We start from the raw sequence: 17,450 nt of genomic DNA, 5'->3' as shown, positions 1-17,450 counted from the left end.
GTCGCGACACTGACCCAGGCAGGAGCGATCAATCACTGCCGTGCCAGCCATAACTCGTGACCAGCTTTCCGTGCGCATCGACGAGCAGCAGCGCCGATCGGCCAGCCTCCAGTGTGCCGGCCAGCGTTGCGCCGCTGGCGGTATCCCGGAAGGAGACATGCGCTGTTTCGGTCTCCGACGTTAGAACATACAGGGTCGCCCCCGCGAGCTTTGTGGGGCAGATCAGGATGCCTTGATTTTTCAAAGGAGTGGTATAGGTGGGCCGGACGCCGGCTGCTCGCAGCGCATAGGCGTACACGGCCGCAATCGAGTCCAGGTTCTCGTTGAGCTCCAGCGGATAGGCAGAGAACAGCACCTTGCCCTGACCCAGCGCGACCTCCGTCCAGCTCCGGTTGCCGGGCAGCATGGCCCGGTCGAGGATCGTCGTCTTGAGGCCACCATAGACCAGCGGCAGGTCCCCGGCGGGCGAGTGCAGCGTGGTGTCGCGCTCGAGCAGCGGCTCCAGAGTGGCTGCGATCCCGATGGACGAAGCGCGCTCCACCGCGTGCATGTGAGGGTCTGCGCTGAATGGACCAGAGATCAGCAGCACCGCGCCCGCTCGCACCCGCGATTCGATGTCGGCCCAAGCTTTGTTGGACAAGCCCGAAGCTGACGGCAGGAGGATCAGCTTCGGCGTGCCGAGCATATCCGTCTGGTACTCGCCGACCGCGTACGCCTCAACCCGGTTGCGCTGGTACAGCACGCGCACCGCGGTCTGCTGTGCCTCAAGGGCCTGCGCGTTGTGCACGGAAAGCTGCAGGGATTGCGGCAGCACGAGCGCGACGTCCGGCAGCGTCATGCGGGTGGCGTACGGGGCGGCCTCGGTCGCGAAGCGTCCCATCGCGCGCATCATGCCCTGCCAGGTTTTGGCAGAGCCATCGCTGCGTTGCATGCCGAAGTCCACTTCGCGGTCCCAGTCCCACTGCACCGCGCCGGACGAGCCCGCGGCAAAGCCAAGCGCCCACTTGCGCTCCTCGAGCGCGGTGCCCGTCAGCTCGTCGTAGCGCCAGCTGCCGTCCGGGTTCCACGCGGGCTGGTAGCCGGTTTCCCCCGTGATGTTGGGTAGCCCGGGCCGCTTGGCGGCCACCGAGTCCCAGAGCAGTGCGCTGTCCTGCCAGTAGGTGTGATTGGTGGTAAACGCGACGCCGCTGGTGGCGTAAAACTGGTTCAGCAGGCGGTCTGTCACGCCGCCCTCGTCCTGCCCTACATTCACCAATTGATTGCTGCCCGCGCCGCGAATCGTGGCGATCATGCCGCGCACCCAGCCGGCAAACATGTCCTGCGCGAAGAGGTTGTAGTCGAGCGCGCGCACCTGGTTGTCGTCGCCATAGCGATCGTAGGTGAGGTTCTTTCGCTCGGGTAGCGGGACGCTGTCCCAGCTGCCGAGCGCTTCCGGCGTGACGCGCCAGGCGTCTGCGAGTCGCGGCAGCGCGCTGTAGTGTGTCTCGAGCCACGCATGCCATGCCTCTATCTCCGCAGGGTCGTTGTTGGGCACGTTGCCGTGAAAGATCACGCGCGGGTTCGAAAACGAAGGCTCGTTGATCAGGTCGTAGGAGAGCCACGGCACCCGCGCAAAGCGGTTGACGATGGAGCGCACGTACTGCTGCTCGGCACCCACGGCGCGCTTGTCCAGGTACGGGTTGGGCGGCGTCAGTTCCGGGCCTGCGTCGCTGGCAGACTGTGTTGGCTCGCCCGACTTCGGGGAGAAGGCAAAGCAGGTGAAGTTTACGACGATGTTGTGGCGATGTGCGGCTGCGAGGAATGCCTCGACGTTGCGCAGAAAACGCTCGTTCACTTCACCCGTCGAGGGCTCCACAAACTTTGCATTCGACATCCACACGCCGGTACGCACGAAGTTCACGCCGTGGCGCTGCATATCGGCAAAGTCGTTTTCCCACACCGCGGCGTTGCGCGGCCCGGAGAAGTCCCATCCATTCGCCTCGGTGGAGAAGTAGTTGGTGCCGACCGGGAAGAACGGCTTGCCCCCGAGGGAGAGAAAGTCGCCGTGGCTGGCCAGAGCTTCACCATTCTCGAGCGCGCTTCTTTCTTCCACCACGAAGCCGTTCTCTGCGAACTCCTGCGGCGCTTCTGCGCCTGCCGGGGTCCAGGTGGCACGCACGGTGTACACGCCGGTGCTCATGGGCTTCTGGAAAGGCACGGCGGCATTGGACGTGGCATCAGATGTTCCGCCGCTGCCAAGCGCCAGCTCCGCCTGGTCCACCACCCTGCTATTTGCGTCAATCAACGACACCCTGGCTTTTCCGGCAATGCTGCCGTGTGCGTGGCGCAGGTGCAGCCACAGCATGGGCCGCTCACCCGGGCGAAGGGCCGAGTACTGCGCTTCGATCGTGAAGCTGGTGGCGCCTGCTTCGGCGTACCGCGCCGCGCTGGCAATCAGGCTGCGCCCGTTCGTTGAATCCCAGAAGCCCGGCTCCGGCTGGAAGGGAAGTGCCACAATGCGGGCGCCCTTGTGATCCGACACGATCACGGGCGCCGCGATGTGCGTCCCGTCCGCAGAGTCGAGATAGCCCAGCCCCTGCAGCCGGCCTTCCTCGACGAAGACCTGCCTTGGCTGCACCGCCACATCGCCCAGGAACTGGTAGCCCGGCCGCCATGCGAAGTGGTTCGGCCCCTCGCCCAAAGGTGCTGCGTAGGTATGTCGAAAATCCAGCAGCCGGCTGTAAGTGTCCTGCGGTGCCGCCTCGGTGAAGCGAGGGCCGCCGCCTGCGCTATCAGCCGTAACCGGCACCCGGAGCGGCTGGCCACCGAGCCACAGCAGGCTGCCGCCTGCTTGCAGGTAGTGGTTCATTGCGGGCCACGCCGCGGCCGGGAAAGCCGAACCATAAGGCATTACGAGCAGGCTTGCGCCTTCGAGCACCGCGCCCTTTTGCAACTCGTCGAGCGTGGCAAAGGTGGAATTACTCCCGAGCGCGGCAGCAAGCGTTGCCTGCGCAACAGGTTCGCTCTGCACGATAGGGAAGCCGGGTTGTTGGAAGACCACGACCTTTGGGACCGATTGCGCTGAAAGCGCTGTGGTCATCGCACAAGCCATCGCGCCCAGCAGGCAGGACGTACGCATACAAACCCTCACGTGGAACACTGCGTGCATGCCGAGCCCCAGACCCTGGTGACAGGTGCTGCTGCGATTCGGACGAAGATTGAAAAGCTGCGGCGTGGCCGGACGTTGGAGTGCGCCACGGGCCTGCGCAAGCGAGTCACCAGTGAAGTCACAACACCCGGCGAAGCAGATTATTTCGCCTGCCGCGCGATCAGGCAGGCAAGATAGCCTGCGCCAAAGCCATTGTCGATGTTGACCACTGCGATGTTGGGGGAACAACTGTTCAGCATGCCCAGCAACGCCGCGATGCCTCCAAGACTCGCGCCGTAGCCGACACTCGTGGGCACGGCGATTACGGGCGAGGCAACCAGCCCGCCGATCACGCTCGGCAACGCTCCTTCCATGCCGGCACAGGCAATCACGACGTCGGCTGTGCGCAGCACCGGCACCTGCGCCAGGAGGCGATGCAGCCCTGCCACCCCGACGTCGGTCACGCGGGTCACTGCGGCTCCGTAGAGCTCCGCCGTAAGGGCTGCTTCTTCGGCAACCGGAAGGTCGCTTGTGCCCGCGCAGACCACCGCGATATGGCCGTCGCGCTGCTCGCGGCCGTCCGTGGCTGCGAGCGTGATGCAACGGGCGAGCCGATGATACGTGGCAGAGGGTGTAACTGCCTGCGTGGCTGCGGCATGCGCCTCCGTGGCGCGGGTGGCGAGCACGGGCACGCCGGTCACCGCCAGCCGGGCAAAGATGGTGGCTACCTGGTCAGGGGTTTTGCCTTCTGCATAGATCGCCTCGGGCATGCCGGATCGGAGCGAGCGGTGATGGTCGATCCGGGCGAAGCCCACGTCTTCAAAGGGCAGGCTGGTCAGGCGGTCGGCAAGCTCCGCCTCGGTGCTTTCTCCGGACTTGTAAGCACGCAGCAGCGCGAGCAGCACTTCACGCTGCATTGAGTTCACCGGCTGCCAAGGGTGCGCAGCGGGATCTCGCAGGGGCGAGGTATCGGAATGCAGCAAGTGCCGCCCCTGGTCGACTCAACCTGGAGCTTCCAAAGCCGCGAAACAAATGGACGGGCAAAGACATAGACGGAGCTTACTACGGCGACTGGACGCGTTGTTTGAGGCTCACGCCAGCGCATTGCAGTCCGAACCTGTGCAGGTGCGTCCCGATTTGGGATTGCGACCGGCGCAAGCACACCGAGAACTGAACCGGATGGGCTTTGCGGACGATAAGGAGATAGCGGCATGCAAACGGGTCGCAGCAGTAAGCAACGGTGGACAGTACAGGAAGGTGATGTGCGATGGATGTGCTCCTGGTAGACGACAGCAGGACAATGCGATTGCTGGTGCAGAGGGCTCTCCGCCAGGCAGGCTTCCGCAGCCTGGTCGTGGGCGAAGCTGCAAACGGTGTGGAAGCTCTGAAGACGCTGGAAACGGAACGGCCGCGGCTGGTGTTGTCCGACTGGAACATGCCGGAGATGTCGGGCATCGAGCTGCTGCAGAACCTTCGCAGCAGCAACAACATGGTTCCCCTTGGCTTTCTCACTTCGGAGGCCTCGGCGGAGATACGCGAGTGCGCGATGGACAATGGGGCAAGTTTCCTGATCAACAAGCCGTTCACCCCGGAAGATGTGCAGGCGGCTTTGAACCCGATCCTGGGAGGCTGACGATGAAGGAGCCGACGGCTTTCTCGCTTTCCAAGTTGGTCTCCTCCCTGGTAGGACGCGAGGTCGCGTTTGCCCTGGTGCCGAAGCTCGACAAGCCGGCAGCCAAGCCGATCTACGGCACCTATGCCGAGGTTCCGGGAAACCAGACCCTGGTTGTTCGTGCGGAGCTCGCCATGCTTGGAACCCTGGCGGGCTACCTGGTGGGCCTGCCGGAGGATACGGCCATCGAGCGTGCATCGTCGCGGCCGATGGACGAGACCCTTCGCGACGCGATCCACGAGTTGCTCAACATTTTTGCTTCCGGACTTAGCACCGAGCACCGAGTGATCTTCCGCTCCATGACGGATGACCTGCTGCTGTGCTCTGGCGAGGCCCTGGATGTGATTCGCAAGCCCGAGCGACAAAGCAACTACAGGATCTCTGCCGATGGCAAGGCCAAGGGCACTCTAAGTATCCTGAGCTGCTATTAGCGCAGGTATGGTGCTATGGGAGCAGGTCACACTGGTTCTGGCGTTCTGGCGTTCTGGCGTTCTGGCGTTCTGCGAGGTTGCGAGCCGCAAGCCGCAAAAACCAGGCGTGACGCGGTGCGCGGAATTGCTCCAAAAGGCGCCTGCACTTTGGCCACATGGCTGCAGCCCGCGCGACCCCTTGTGAATGCTGCACGTGCATTCGCGTTCATCGTGCCTGGCTAAGTTGGTGGTTAGGCTGGGCGTATGTCTCGCGCACTAGCCAACGCTGAATCGGCAGGAAGGTGCGTTCCAGAGTCGCCGAGTCCGAGGTCCGGCCCATGAGGTCTTCTGCTTCTCTGAGAAGCACAGCATCAGCGGGCGACTACCGCGCAGCGAGCTTTCAAGTTCCGGCCCGACACACATCCGTGGCTGTGCGCTGCATTTACACTCTGCTTCCGATGATGAGCGTCGACACCGCTGGGGAGCGCATAACCAGGGGCTATAAAGAAAAGTTATCTCCCTTAAATCACCGGCGCCGCCGAGATTTCATAGATTCTGATCCGGCCCGATAACGGCTCCTTATAGCGCTCATCAGCACACGGAAGGCGCTCAGTTTTTCGCTTGCGGACGTGACCAAAGTGTCCCTAATGTGACGCATGGAAACTAGACAGCGCCGCACTTCAGCCCTTCAAAGCTTCGCTGGCATTCTCCTTTCCCGTGTGCTCAGGCTCCCGAACCTTGCCACAACCCATCGACTCCGAAGTGCAGGCACCGCCGGTCTTTTGCTGCTTGTCGCGTCGAGCGCCCTGGTCGCACAGACGTTTCGCGGCAGCATGGATGGCACGGTCACGGACACGACCGGGGCTATGGTCGCAGGCGCGCAGATTGAAGCGGTCGATGTGGCGACCGGCATCAAGCACGACACGGTCAGCTCCAGCAGTGGCGGATTCTCTTTTTCGGATCTCCCGCTCGGCGCTTACACGGTAACCGCAACCGCAACCGGCTTTGCAACGGTCAAGGTAGACAAGGTTCCAGTCTCGGCAGGCGCAGCCTATACGTTGCCTATCAAGCTGAGCGTTGCGCAGGCGGCGGAGACGGTAGAAGTTAATGCGGCGGCGCTGTCGCTCGACACAACCTCCACGACCCAGACGGCTGGTGTCGGTGGGAAGTCGCTGCAGGATACCCCGATGAACGGCCGCGACTTTACCCAGTTGATTATTCTCTCGCCGGGATTTTCAAACGCAGGCGCGGGTGGCTACGGCTCGCTGAACGGCACACGTGCCAACCAGATCAACTGGCAGATCGACGGCATCGACAACAATGACCTTTGGCATAACATCCCGGCGGTGAACCAAGGCGGGGTGTCGGGCATTGCCGGCGTCATTTTGCCGATCGATGCGGTGGACCAGTTCTCGGCGCAGACGCAGGCCGGCCCGGAGTCCGGCCGCAACCCCGGGGGCAGCGTAAACCTCTCGCTTAAGGCCGGCGGCAACGATCTGCACGGCAGCGTGTACTACTACAACCGCAACGAATTCTTCGGTGCGACGAACCCGTTCACCGCGCCGGTGAAGCAGGAAGTTCGTAATTACAACTATGGCTTCTCGGCGGGCGGCCCTTTCATCAAGGACAAGTTCTTCTGGTTCACAACGTATGAGCACCAGCGGTTCACTATCGGGGTGCCGGACCAGGCCACGGAGCCTTCGACGGGTTACCAGACGGCAGCGCTCGCGGCACTGGCCAAGTACGGCATTGCGGTGAACCCGGTGTCGCAGCGACTGCTCGCCACACTCTGGCCGGCCGAGGCCACTGGCAACCTCGCGACCAGCCAGAATAACTACACAAGCACTACGCCCGAGTCGGGTTACAGCTACGACGGGCTGGTGAAGCTGGATTACACGATCAACGAGAAGAACACGCTGAGCGCTCACTGGTTTGTGGGCCAAGGCAACCAGATCGCTCCGGTTGGTTCGGCGCTGTACTACTACTACGAAGTCGCGCCGATCCACGTGCAGAACTACGCCATTGTGTATAACCACGTGTTTACGCCGACACTGACCAACCAGGTGCTGGCAGGCGTGAACTACTTCAACCAGGTCTTCAACGACTTCAACAACAGCTTCGACACGGCTTCCCTGGGACTGGTGACCGGTTCGACGCTTCCCGGCGCGCCCACCATTTCAATCAGCGGGTTTGACCCGGTGGGTGAAACGCCGCCAGAGGGTCGCAACGACATTACCGGCCACCTGACGGATGACCTTGCCTGGAATGTCGGCAAGCACCAGATGAAGTTCGGCGGCGAACTGCGCAAGGCGCAGCTTGACGAGTTCTACCATCGCCATGCGCTGGGCAGCTTTACCTTTGACGGCTCACAGGGCCCCGTGGCGAACCCAACGCTCACCGGCGACACCTACGGCACGGGGGATCTGCGTGTCGACGCATTGGCAGACTTTCTTGCAGGGCGCGTGCAGACTTCGTCGATTGCGCTCGGCGATCCGGACCGGCAGGTCTTCGTCAATACGCTTGCGTTTTTCGGACAGGATGAGTGGCAGCTCAGTCCCAGGCTCAACATCAACTACGGTCTGCGCTGGGACTATGAAGGGCCGCTGCACAACCAGTACAAGAACCTGTCGGTGTTTCGCCCGGACCAGGGTGGCGTGGTGTACCAGGGCGCAGGGATCGACAACCTGTATGACCCTTCGTACACAAACTTCAGCCCGCGCGTTGGGTTCTCCTACCAACTCTCGCAGCGAACCGTGCTGCGCGGCGGCGCCGGCCTTTTCTACGACACGCCGAATCTGAACCCATTCCTCGATAACCGGCCCGGCAACGGAGCGCCGAACGGGGTCGAAGGAAATCCTGGGGGCACGGACCCGGTTACCACGGCTACCAGCGGCGGGTACACCATCCAGGATGGGGTGAACACCTTCCCGGATGCCCTCGCTTCCGACAGTATCTTCTCGATTGCAAAGAACTTTGTGCCCTCGCATAACTTCAACTTCAACCTCCAGCTGGAGCAGAGCCTGAGCAGCAAGGTCATAGCGCAGGTCGGCTATGTGGGCACAGAAGGCCGCCACCTGCTCTCAATCCTCGACATCAACCAGGCGGCGCCGGGCGTTTATGCAACCACGGCTGAGCAGAATGCCACGCGGCCGTACTACGCGCAGTTCCCGAGCTACACGTTCATCAACCAGATCGAGAGTATCGGGACCTCGAACTATAACTCGCTGCAAGCGACGATCCGAGCATCGGGTATTCATGGGTTTACCGCGCAGGCTTCGTATACCTGGTCACACAGCTTCGACGAGGTGACCGCATATCGCGGAGCGCTGCCGCAGGACAGCACCAACTTCCGCGGCGACTATGGGCCCAGCGACTTCGACAATCGCAACATCTTTGTCGGGCTGGTCACCTACGAACTTCCCGGCTCCGCCCGCTTCAAAAACTTCACCAAGGGCTGGGAAGTCAACAGCCTGATGACGTTCCACAGCGGCCTGCCGTTCTCGGTGTACAGCTCGAGCGATACGTCGGGTACGAGCGACGAGAACCAGCGCGCAAACGTCGTTCCCGGGGTCGATCCGTACGCCGGCTACCGCAAGGGCGCAGTGGGCGCCAACTGGCTCAACCCCGCGGCGTTTGTGGATGCGCCGGCGGGCACCTTCGGCAACTCCGGCCGCAACGCCTACACGGGACCCGGCTTTGGGGACGTGGACTTCTCGGTCTTCAAGAACACGCCGATCGGTGAGCGCGTTTCGACGCAGTTCCGGGTGGAAATGTTCAACCTGTTCAACCGGACGAACTTCGCTTCGCCTTCGGCCAACGAGAGCTTCAACAACCCCTCCTACACCTACGACAATGCCCTCGCGCTTTCCACCACGATCGGCAGTGCGAATGGAGCGCCTGGTATCGGAGCAGGCGAACCGTTCAACACGCAGTTCGCGTTCAAGATCATCTTCTAGACCGGCGCGTGTTTGAAGCGTCTGTGGGTGCGGCCGTATGGCGCGCACCCACTCTTGTCGTTTTCCCCAGCAGCAGCAATCCATGGAGTCGGTGAATGGGTGTAAGTCGTAGAGAATTTTTGACCCGCGTAGGGCAAGCGGGCGGTTTTGGTGCAACGTTCCTGACGATGCAGGGCATGGGTTTGCTGGGAGCGCCGCGCGTGGCGGCTGCCGAGCCACTGCGCATTGCTCCGGGCGAAGGCAATGGGCACAAGGTCGTGGTGCTGGGCGGCGGGATCGCCGGGCTGGTGGCCGCGTATGAGCTGCGCCAGGCGGGCTTTGCCTGTACAGTGCTCGAGGCGCGCGAGCGCCCGGGCGGCAGAAACTACACCGTGCGCGGCGGCGACAAGGTCGTGCTGGAGGGCTTCGACACGCAGACCTGCGGCTTCGACCAGGGCAATTATCAGAACGTCGGCCCGGCCAGGCTTCCATCCATCCACAGTACGATCCTCGGCTACTGCCGAAAGTTCGGAGTGGAGCTGCAGGTGGAGGTCAACACCAGCCGCTCTTCAATGCTGCAGAACGATGCTGTGAATGACGGCAAGCCCATGGTGCAGCGCGAGGTGATCAACGACACGCGCGGCCACGTGAGTGAACTGCTGATGAAATGCGTGAGCAGCGGGTCGCTCGACCAGGAAATGTCCGGCGAAGACAAGCAACGGATGCTGGCGTTCCTGCGCTACTACGGTCCGCTTGATGAAGCCGGCAAATACACCGGCAGTGATCGCGCGGGCTACAGCAAGCCGGCGGGCGCGGGCGACGATGCCGGCGTGTTGAGCAAGCCGATTGATATGCATACGCTGCTTGCGGAGGACTTCTGGCAGGGCATCCTGTTTGAGGAAGCCTTCGACATGCAGGCCACGATGATGCAGCCGGTGGGTGGGATGGACCGGATCCCGTTTGCATTTGCGAAGGAATTGGGCGACATCGTGCGGTACAGCTCACCGGTGTCCGAGATACGCAAGACGGCCAGCGGCGTGCGCGTGAGTTACAAGCAGAACGGAAGCACCCGGACGATTGAAGCGGACTACTGCATCTGCGCGCTGCCGCTGACACAGCTCAAAAAGATCCCGAATGACTTCTCAGCGCCTTACAAGCGCGTGGTGGAGCAGTGCACCTACGCGCATGCGTACAAGGTCGCATGGGAGAGCCGGCGTTTCTGGGAGCAGGACTACAACATCTACGGCGGACTGGAGTTCGTCACCACCGGTTGCAGCCCGATCTGGTTTCCGTCCGCGGGGATCTTCTCGCCTCGTGGCGTGCTGGTAAGCGGCTACACCGATGAGCGCTCTACCCCTTTCGGCAAGCTCAGTATGCAAGCCAAGTTCGAGGAGAGTCGTAAGTCGATCGAGCGGCTGCATCCGGGCCATGGCAAGGAGCTGGAGAAGCCGCTGTACATGGGCTGGGGCTACTCGCCGTTCAACGAAGGCTCGTGGATCCAAAGCTACGCACCGGGCGAGGAGCGTGCACCGGGCGCAGCGATGTCGCGCACCAGCGGCATCGCGCATCCTGCTGCCGCGAAGACCGGCACCAACTCCGGGTACGAGACGCTGATCCAGCCGGATGGACCGATCTACTTTGCAGGCGACCATGTGAGCCACCTGGTGGGCTGGCAGGAGGGCGCGGCGCTGAGCTCGCTGCGCGCCGTGCAGATGATCGCGGACAGGACCAGGGCCGCGAAGCTCGCGACCCCACACCTAGCGGCGGCGGCACAAGCATAGAGATGGCAACGCGAGGCGAGATACCGATGAAAGCAGCAGCAAAGGCAGGCATGAAGAAAATGAAGTGGAACCTGGTGGCGCTGGCCATGTTGCTGGGCGGCGCGACCATCGCGTCGCAGGCGCAGGTCGTGGTGAAGCACCTGCAGCCGAATGAGAAGAGCCCGATCGCGAACGGCGTGTGGGCAGGGGACACGCTGTATCTCAGCGGCCAGCTTGCTTCGCCCGTAACGCCGGCAGACCCGGCCAAGGGCACCGAGGCGGTCTATGGCGACACCAGGACGCAGGCACTCTCGGCACTGCAGAAGATCCAGGCGCTGCTGAAAGAACAGGGCCTCGATATGAAGGATGTCGTGAAGATGTCGGTGTTCCTTGCCGGCGATCCGGCCAAGGGCGGAAAGCTCGACTTCCCCGGGCTGCAGGCCAGTTACACGCAGTTCTTCGGCACAGCCGACCAGCCCAACAAGCCTGCCCGCTCCGCCTTCCAGGTCGCGGCGCTGGCGGCCCCGTGGGCGCTGGTGGAGATCGAGGTGATCGCTGTGCGGTCGAAGTAAGTCATTTCCATGCGAAAGCAAAAGCCCGCGCTCACACGCGGGCTTCTTTGCGCAGGTTGCCGTGCGCCTTCAGGAGAGCATGCGGCTGCGATTCTGCCCGGGCATCGGTCCGGTAAATGCCACGGCAGGCGCGCTCATCACTTTCTTGAACGCGGTCTGGAACTGCGCCATGTCGCCTGCTGTGCCCACGGTGATGCGCACCGAGGTCGGCATGATGGGCCATACGCGGCCGATGTAGACATTCTCCGAGGCCATGGCGGACATCACGGCATGCCCAGGCCTTCCCGTATCGATCATGAAGCAGTTGCTCTCAGATGGGATGAACTTGTAGTTGTTCGCGGTGAGCCACTCAAAGGTCTGCGTCCGGATCTGCGCATTGATCGCTTTTCGCTGTGCAATGATCCCCGGGTCCCGAAGGCTTGCGGTGGCTGCCGCAACCGCCATGATGGGCATCGGGTTCATGCCGTAATACGCGATCTTCGCCAGCAGGTCGGGCCGGCCGATCGCAAGGCCACACCGAATGCCTGCCATCCCGTAGAGTTTCGAGAAGGTGCGCAGCACGATCACGTCCTTGTCGGCCTTGACCAGGTCGATGGCCGACGCCGCATCCGAAAAGTGGATGTAGGCTTCGTCGATCAGCAGGATGGAGCCGGCAGGCTTGTTGGCCAGCGCGTACTCGATCTGCTCTCGGGGCGTGGTGGTCCCGGTGGGATTGTTGGGATTGCAGATGTAGAAGACGCCACCCATGGGCGCGGCAGCGAGCATCGCCTTTGCATCGTGCGCGTGCGTCGGCGTGAGCGGCACCTTCTTGACTTCGGCACCATTCAACGCCGCGGCGAGCATGCCTGCCTCGTAGCCGGGATCGCCCGTGACATATGCGCGGCTGGCCGAGGTAAACGCCAGCACGGAGTAGTGCAGCGGCTCGCTCGAGCCGGCGTACACCGACACGTACTCGGGCTTCAGGCCCTCCTGCGCGGCAAATATCTCGGCGAGCTTGCCGGTCAGGTCGCTGTCATACCGGCCGCCTTCCGGGATCAACCCGCTGATGCTGGTGCAGGCAGCGGCACACGGACCCAGGGGATTCTCATTGGCATCGATGCGAACCGATCCGGCCGGGTCGGCCTTGCGCGGTGTTCTGCGCTGCGCCATGGCCAGGTGTGCCTCGGACAGCAGCGGCAGCGTCGCGACCGCGGCGGTACCAGCAGCAGCGGTACGTAGGAAGTTGCGTCGTGAGATGGGCATGGTGGTGTCTCCTGCGGCTGCTGATAGACCCCGGCAGCGGCAATAGTTGGGCCGTGCGTAGAACGCCTGCGAAACAGCGCAGCGCCCGGCGGTGACGCGAATCTTTCCGCATCGTCAGCCTAGAGCGCAGTGTGCCCGCCTACAAGGGCGAAAGCCACCCATAAACAAGACTTGTAATGCGCATAAGCACTGCCCATGCAGTGTTGATCGGGGTCGTCGTGGCCAGGAGCGGTCAGAGCGACGGGGGCTGCAGACTCTGTACCCCAGGCCGGCAGACCCCGGAATCCACCCCGCCGCCGCCGACCAGGAGGGCAGCACGTGCGCAGCCGACAATCGGTGCTTGGTAAGATCACCGGGCATGCCCATTTCCTCCACGCCGTCCATCGCTGCAGCTCCCGGCTCCTTGTTGCATATACGCGATCTCACTGTTCGTTTCGGCAATGCGCCGCGGCCAGCCGTGGATGCCCTGTCGCTGCAGATTGCTCCCGGCGAGTCGCTGGGCCTGGTGGGTGAGTCGGGGTCGGGAAAGTCGGTGACCGCGCTGGCTGTTCTTCGGCTTCTTTCGGGCGCCAGCGCCAGCATTCAGGGTTCCATCCGGTACACCGCGCAGCAGGGCACGCACGAGATCCTGACGATGCCAGCGGAGCCCCTGCGCCGGTTGCGCGGCCGCGAAATCGCCATGATCTTCCAGGAGCCGATGACCGCGCTGAACCCGGTGATGCCGGTAGGCAGGCAGATCGGCGAAGCGCTGCTGGCGCACCAGCCCGGGATGCCGCGGCGGGCCGTGGCCGATGCCGTGCACGCCGCCATGGAGACCGTGGCACTGCCCGACCCGGTGCGGCGATCGCGCGACTACCCGCACCAGTTTTCAGGAGGCCAGCGGCAGCGCATCCTGATCGCCATGGCCATCATCAACCGTCCTCGATTGCTGATCGCCGATGAGCCGACCACCGCGCTGGACGTGACCGTGCAGGCACAGATCCTGGAGCTGCTGGCAAAGCTGCGCGAGGAGTATGGCCTGGCAATGCTGTTCATCTCGCACGATCTCGCCGTGGTGTCGCAGGTCACCGAGCGGGTCGCGGTGATGCGCCACGGGCTGCTGCTGGAGCTGGCGCCCGTGCGGACGCTGTTTCAGAATCCGACGCACCCGTACACGCAGGCGCTCCTGCGCGCCATCCCCACCATGAAGACGCCGCTGGACCAGCCTTTGGCCATGGTCTCCGCCGATGCAGGCTGGCGCGAGGGAGTGCTCGAGGAGCAGAGCCCCGCCCACTGGGTACGCTCCTTCTAGGCAGGCGTATCGCCCGGCTCCGCGCAACCGCAACTTGCACAATCGCTGGAGCGGAGTACGCTAGTCCGGGTAGATCATGCGCGCGCTTATTCTTTCCGACATTCACGCGAACCTGCAGGCCCTGCAGGCAGTGCTGGCCCAGGCCCCCCCGCACGATGTGGTGTGGAACCTGGGCGACATCGTCGGCTATGGCGCCAACCCGAACGAGGTGATTGATGCCGTGCGTCCCCTCGGCACCACGTTTGTGCGCGGCAACCACGACCGTGCCTGCAGCGGCCTGACCGATGTAGACGGGTTCAACCCGGTCGCAAGTCGCGCCGCAAAGTGGACACAGTGCGTGCTTTCGTCCGAGCACACTGCGTGGCTGCGGCACCTGCCGCAAGGGCCCGTGATGCCGGCCGGTCCGGTGTCCGCCGATGTGCCCGCAAACGGCGCCGCAGTGCGCTGCGCGCATGGTTCGTTGCTGGACGAAGACGAGTATGTGCTGAGCGCACGGGACGCCCTGCACTCGCTTACCGGCGACGGGGCCGCGATCAACTTCTTCGGGCACACGCACCTGCAGGGTGGTTTCGCGACCGATGGCGAGCAGTGGTACCGTTTGGCGCCGGACTACTTTACGCGCGACACGGCCGAGACCTGGGAGCTGCAGCTTTCAAGCGGCGCGCGCTACATGCTGAATCCCGGCTCCGTGGGCCAGCCGCGCGACGGCAACTGGCGCGCTGCCTTTGCGATCTATGACACGGAGCGGCACACGGTGCTGTTCTGCCGTGTGCCCTATGATCTGCGCTCGGCCCAGGACGCCATTCTGCGGGCAGGGCTGCCGGATCGGCTTGCCTCGCGCCTCCGCGACGGCCGCTAGCAGACAGAGCCGGCGGGGATCTTTTGCGACAATAGGCAGATGGCCGCAACACGCTCCCCTGCTCCCGCGGTCGGACTCGACTTCGGTACGACCAACAGCTCCATTGCCCGCATCGCCGCCGATGGTTCGGTGGAACTGGCACAGTTCCCGACACCCGGCAGCACCACCGCGTCCTTTCGCTCGCTGCTCTACTTCGAGCAGGAGGCGAGTGCGAAGCCGCAGGTGCGCTCCTTCGCCGGGCCCTCCGCCATCGAGCACTACCTCGCGCCTGAAGACAAGCATCGCCGCCTCGTGCAATCGCTCAAGAGCTATCTGCCCTCACGCAGCCTTACCGGGACCGAGGTGTTCGGCCGCCGCTACACGGTGGAGGACATGCTGGCCCGCATCCTGCGCGACCTGCGTACGGGCGCCGAGGACGCCTTTGGTGCACCGATCGATCGCGCCCTAGTAGGCCGTCCGGTACGTTTCGTGGGCGCGGAAACAGAAGAGGATGCGCAGTTCGCCGTGGCGCGCCTCGCGGACGCCTGCCATCGCGCCGGCTTTGCCGAGGTGCAGTTCGAGTACGAACCGGTCGGCGCCGCGTGTGCCTACGAGGCCACGCTCGACCATGAAGAGCTGGTGCTGATCGGTGACTTCGGTGGTGGCACAAGCGACTTCTCGCTGTTGCGGGTAGGGCCTTCGATGCGCGACCGCGACAGCCGGGAGCGGGTTCTGGGCACCAGCGGCGTGGGGCTCGCCGGCGATGCCTTCGATGCCAGGCTGGTCCGGCACCTGGTGTCCCCGGCGCTGGGCGCAGGCTCGCTCGAGCGTTCAGGGGGCAAGCTGTTGCCGGCTGTGCCTGCATGGATCTACAGCAACCTGGAGCGCTGGCATTACCTGTCGTTTCTGCGTACGCGCAACGTGACGGAGATCCTGAAAGGCGCCATGGCCCGCGCGCTCGAGCCGGAAAAGATCGAGGCGTTGCAACTGCTGATCGACGAGGATCTCGGGTTCCAGCTCCATGGGGCCGTGCAGCGGCTCAAGTACCAGTTGTCGCAGCAGGAGACAGCAGCGTTCGGCTTCGACGAGGCCGGGCTTCACCTGCACATCCCGGTGGAACGCGCGCAGTTTGAAAGCTGGATAGCCGACGACCTGGTTGCGATTGAGAACGCCGTGGACGGGCTGCTCACGCAAACCTCGACCGCACCGGCAGACATAGACCGCGTTTTTCTCACGGGTGGTACGTCGTTTGTGCCGGCGGTGGAGCGCATCTTCACCAGCCGCTTCCGGGAGGGCAAGGTCGCGCGGGGCGAGGCGTTTACCGCAGTCGCCCACGGACTTGCGTTGCGCGCCCGGCAGCTGTTTTAGGCTGCCGGGGCACGCAATGCGCTAGGCGTTCTGCAACTGGGGCACGTTGGTCGCGACAGGCCAGTCGGTGTAGCCATGCTGGTCGCCGCCGTACCACGTCTCCTTGGGTGCATCGGCGATCGGCGCGCCTGTGCGGAAGCGCTCCACCAGGTCCGGGTTCGCGATGAAATCGCGGCCAAAGCAGACCAGCTCGGCCTTGTGCTCATCGAGCAGCTTCTCCGCCATCTTGAGGTCCAGCGCGTTGTTGTCGATGTACGTGCCTGTAAAGCGCTTGCGCAGGGCTTCGAAGTCCACCGCGTTGCCCGGTACTTCGCGCGACACGTACGCGGTGCCCTCGACCACGTGCAGATACACAATGCCGAGCTTGGCGAGCTCCTCAACGTAGCGCCCGTAGGTCTCGTTCGGGGTACTGTCAAGCGGAGTATTGCCCGGCTGGGTGCCACCCGGGGTCAAGCGCGTGCCCACGCGCGCAGCATCGCCAAAGCCGTCGATCACCGCGGCAGTCGCCTCGAGCGGGAACCGCAGACGGTTCTCAATCGAGCCACCATACTCATCGGCACGCAGGTTGGTGCTATCGCGCAGGAACTGGTCCAGCAGGTAGCTGTTTGCGGAGTGGATCTCCACGCCGTCGAAGCCTGCCTCCCTGGCGTTCCGCGCAGCCTTGCGGTAGTCGTCGAGGATGCCCGGTAGCTCGCTCTTGTCGAGAGCCCGCGGGGTTACGTGATCCTTCATGCCCTGGTTGGTGAAGGCCTGGCCTTCGGGCTTTACCGCGGAAGGCGCCACCGGCAGTTCGCCGTTGTGCAGATCCGGGTGCGAGATGCGGCCCGTGTGCCATAACTGCAGGAAGAACAGCCCGCCGGCCTTGTGCACGGCCTCGGTGACAGGCTTCCAGCCTTCAACCTGCGCTTCGCTCCAGATGCCGGGAGTCTTGGCATAGCCACGCGCCTGCGCCGAAATATTGGTCGCCTCCGCAACGATCAGGCCTGCACCGGCGCGCTGGGCGTAGTACTCCGCGGCATACGTTGGGACGACGCCTTCATCGTTGGAGCGCGAGCGAGTAAGGGGGGCCATGACAATCTTGTTTTTCAGGCTGAGGGGGCCAAGCTGGTAGGGCTCAAAAATTGAGTGTTGCGACATTCGGACAGGTCCTTCGACGAGGGATGTGCGCCGGGACATCCCGATACGCTCTATGCAGAGATGCGCCTGCGGGAGCTCTCGATGCGACGTGCAGCCGC

Annotated in this window: 12 protein-coding genes; 8 read left to right on the top strand and 4 right to left on the bottom strand. The window is 63.7% G+C overall.

Annotated elements, in window-relative coordinates; all coding sequences use genetic code 11:
• Nucleotides 1–28: 28 nt before the first annotated feature.
• Together D1Y84_RS07275 and larB are read right to left on the bottom strand one after the other, a co-directional pair.
• Nucleotides 29–3,079 carry a beta-galactosidase gene (locus D1Y84_RS07275; RefSeq protein WP_158615365.1) on the bottom strand — a complete coding sequence of 1,017 codons (3,051 nt, stop codon included), beginning with the start codon at nucleotides 3,077–3,079 and terminating at the stop codon, nucleotides 29–31.
• Nucleotides 3,080–3,288: 209 nt separating this feature from the next.
• Nucleotides 3,289–4,044, bottom strand: coding sequence for a nickel pincer cofactor biosynthesis protein LarB (gene larB, locus D1Y84_RS07270; protein WP_124847924.1), 756 nt, complete (start codon nucleotides 4,042–4,044; stop codon nucleotides 3,289–3,291).
• 350 nt (nucleotides 4,045–4,394) lie between these two features.
• Here larB and D1Y84_RS07265 point away from each other — a divergent pair, with 350 nt between their 5' ends.
• From D1Y84_RS07265 to D1Y84_RS07245, 5 genes are all read left to right on the top strand, one after another.
• Nucleotides 4,395–4,760, top strand: coding sequence for a response regulator (locus tag D1Y84_RS07265; RefSeq protein WP_124847923.1), 366 nt, complete (start codon nucleotides 4,395–4,397; stop codon nucleotides 4,758–4,760).
• A gap of 2 nt (nucleotides 4,761–4,762) precedes the next feature.
• Nucleotides 4,763–5,230 carry a hypothetical protein gene (locus D1Y84_RS07260; RefSeq protein ID WP_124847922.1) on the top strand — a complete coding sequence of 156 codons (468 nt, stop codon included), beginning with the start codon at nucleotides 4,763–4,765 and terminating at the stop codon, nucleotides 5,228–5,230.
• Between the two features lie 761 nt (nucleotides 5,231–5,991).
• Nucleotides 5,992–9,165 carry a TonB-dependent receptor gene (locus D1Y84_RS07255; protein WP_158615364.1) on the top strand — a complete coding sequence of 1,058 codons (3,174 nt, stop codon included), beginning with the start codon at nucleotides 5,992–5,994 and terminating at the stop codon, nucleotides 9,163–9,165.
• A 119-nt stretch (nucleotides 9,166–9,284) separates the two neighbouring features.
• Nucleotides 9,285–10,925 (top strand): flavin monoamine oxidase family protein, encoded by a 1,641-nt coding sequence (locus D1Y84_RS07250; RefSeq protein ID WP_370245732.1) that lies wholly within the window; start codon nucleotides 9,285–9,287, stop codon nucleotides 10,923–10,925.
• Between the two features lie 26 nt (nucleotides 10,926–10,951).
• Nucleotides 10,952–11,476, top strand: a complete 525-nt coding sequence (locus D1Y84_RS07245; RefSeq protein WP_233581231.1) for a RidA family protein — start codon at nucleotides 10,952–10,954, stop codon at nucleotides 11,474–11,476.
• Between the two features lie 69 nt (nucleotides 11,477–11,545).
• Here the strand turns inward: D1Y84_RS07245 and D1Y84_RS07240 are convergent, their stop codons facing one another.
• On the bottom strand, nucleotides 11,546–12,718 hold the full coding sequence (locus tag D1Y84_RS07240; protein ID WP_124847919.1) for a pyridoxal phosphate-dependent aminotransferase: 1,173 nt from the start codon (nucleotides 12,716–12,718) through the stop codon (nucleotides 11,546–11,548).
• Between the two features lie 358 nt (nucleotides 12,719–13,076).
• Between D1Y84_RS07240 and D1Y84_RS07235 the strand changes: the two genes are divergently transcribed.
• From D1Y84_RS07235 to D1Y84_RS07225, 3 genes are all read left to right on the top strand, one after another.
• Entirely contained in the window at nucleotides 13,077–14,009 is a 933-nt protein-coding gene (locus tag D1Y84_RS07235) for an ABC transporter ATP-binding protein (protein WP_124847918.1), read from the top strand.
• A 76-nt stretch (nucleotides 14,010–14,085) separates the two neighbouring features.
• The gene (locus D1Y84_RS07230) at nucleotides 14,086–14,868 is read left to right on the top strand and encodes a metallophosphoesterase (RefSeq protein ID WP_124847917.1); all 783 of its coding nucleotides are present in this window, start codon (nucleotides 14,086–14,088) and stop codon (nucleotides 14,866–14,868) included.
• A gap of 39 nt (nucleotides 14,869–14,907) precedes the next feature.
• Entirely contained in the window at nucleotides 14,908–16,215 is a 1,308-nt protein-coding gene (locus tag D1Y84_RS07225; RefSeq protein WP_124847916.1) for an Hsp70 family protein, read from the top strand.
• Nucleotides 16,216–16,236: 21 nt separating this feature from the next.
• Here D1Y84_RS07225 and D1Y84_RS07220 read toward each other — a convergent pair whose 3' ends face one another.
• Entirely contained in the window at nucleotides 16,237–17,352 is a 1,116-nt protein-coding gene (locus tag D1Y84_RS07220) for an alkene reductase (protein WP_124847915.1), read from the bottom strand.
• Nucleotides 17,353–17,450 lie beyond the last annotated feature (98 nt).

Origin of the sequence: Acidipila sp. EB88 (assembly GCF_003858395.1) — a bacterium.
GTDB lineage: Bacteria > Acidobacteriota > Terriglobia > Terriglobales > Acidobacteriaceae > EB88.
This window is presented reverse-complemented; position numbering and strand designations above follow the sequence as displayed.

Bases quoted from the DNA above. Each gene is read 5' to 3' on its own strand.
- D1Y84_RS07275 (WP_158615365.1), bottom strand. From the start codon at position 3,079: ATGACCACAGCGCTTTCAGCGCAATCGGTCCCAAAGGTCGTGGTCTTC.
- D1Y84_RS07245 (WP_233581231.1), top strand. From the start codon at position 10,952: ATGAAAGCAGCAGCAAAGGCAGGCATGAAGAAAATGAAGTGGAACCTG.
- D1Y84_RS07265 (WP_124847923.1), top strand. From the start codon at position 4,395: ATGGATGTGCTCCTGGTAGACGACAGCAGGACAATGCGATTGCTGGTG.
- D1Y84_RS07230 (WP_124847917.1), top strand. From the start codon at position 14,086: ATGCGCGCGCTTATTCTTTCCGACATTCACGCGAACCTGCAGGCCCTG.
- D1Y84_RS07220 (WP_124847915.1), bottom strand. From the start codon at position 17,352: ATGTCGCAACACTCAATTTTTGAGCCCTACCAGCTTGGCCCCCTCAGC.
- D1Y84_RS07225 (WP_124847916.1), top strand. From the start codon at position 14,908: ATGGCCGCAACACGCTCCCCTGCTCCCGCGGTCGGACTCGACTTCGGT.
- D1Y84_RS07260 (WP_124847922.1), top strand. From the start codon at position 4,763: ATGAAGGAGCCGACGGCTTTCTCGCTTTCCAAGTTGGTCTCCTCCCTG.
- D1Y84_RS07235 (WP_124847918.1), top strand. From the start codon at position 13,077: ATGCCCATTTCCTCCACGCCGTCCATCGCTGCAGCTCCCGGCTCCTTG.
- larB (WP_124847924.1), bottom strand. From the start codon at position 4,044: ATGCAGCGTGAAGTGCTGCTCGCGCTGCTGCGTGCTTACAAGTCCGGA.
- D1Y84_RS07240 (WP_124847919.1), bottom strand. From the start codon at position 12,718: ATGCCCATCTCACGACGCAACTTCCTACGTACCGCTGCTGCTGGTACC.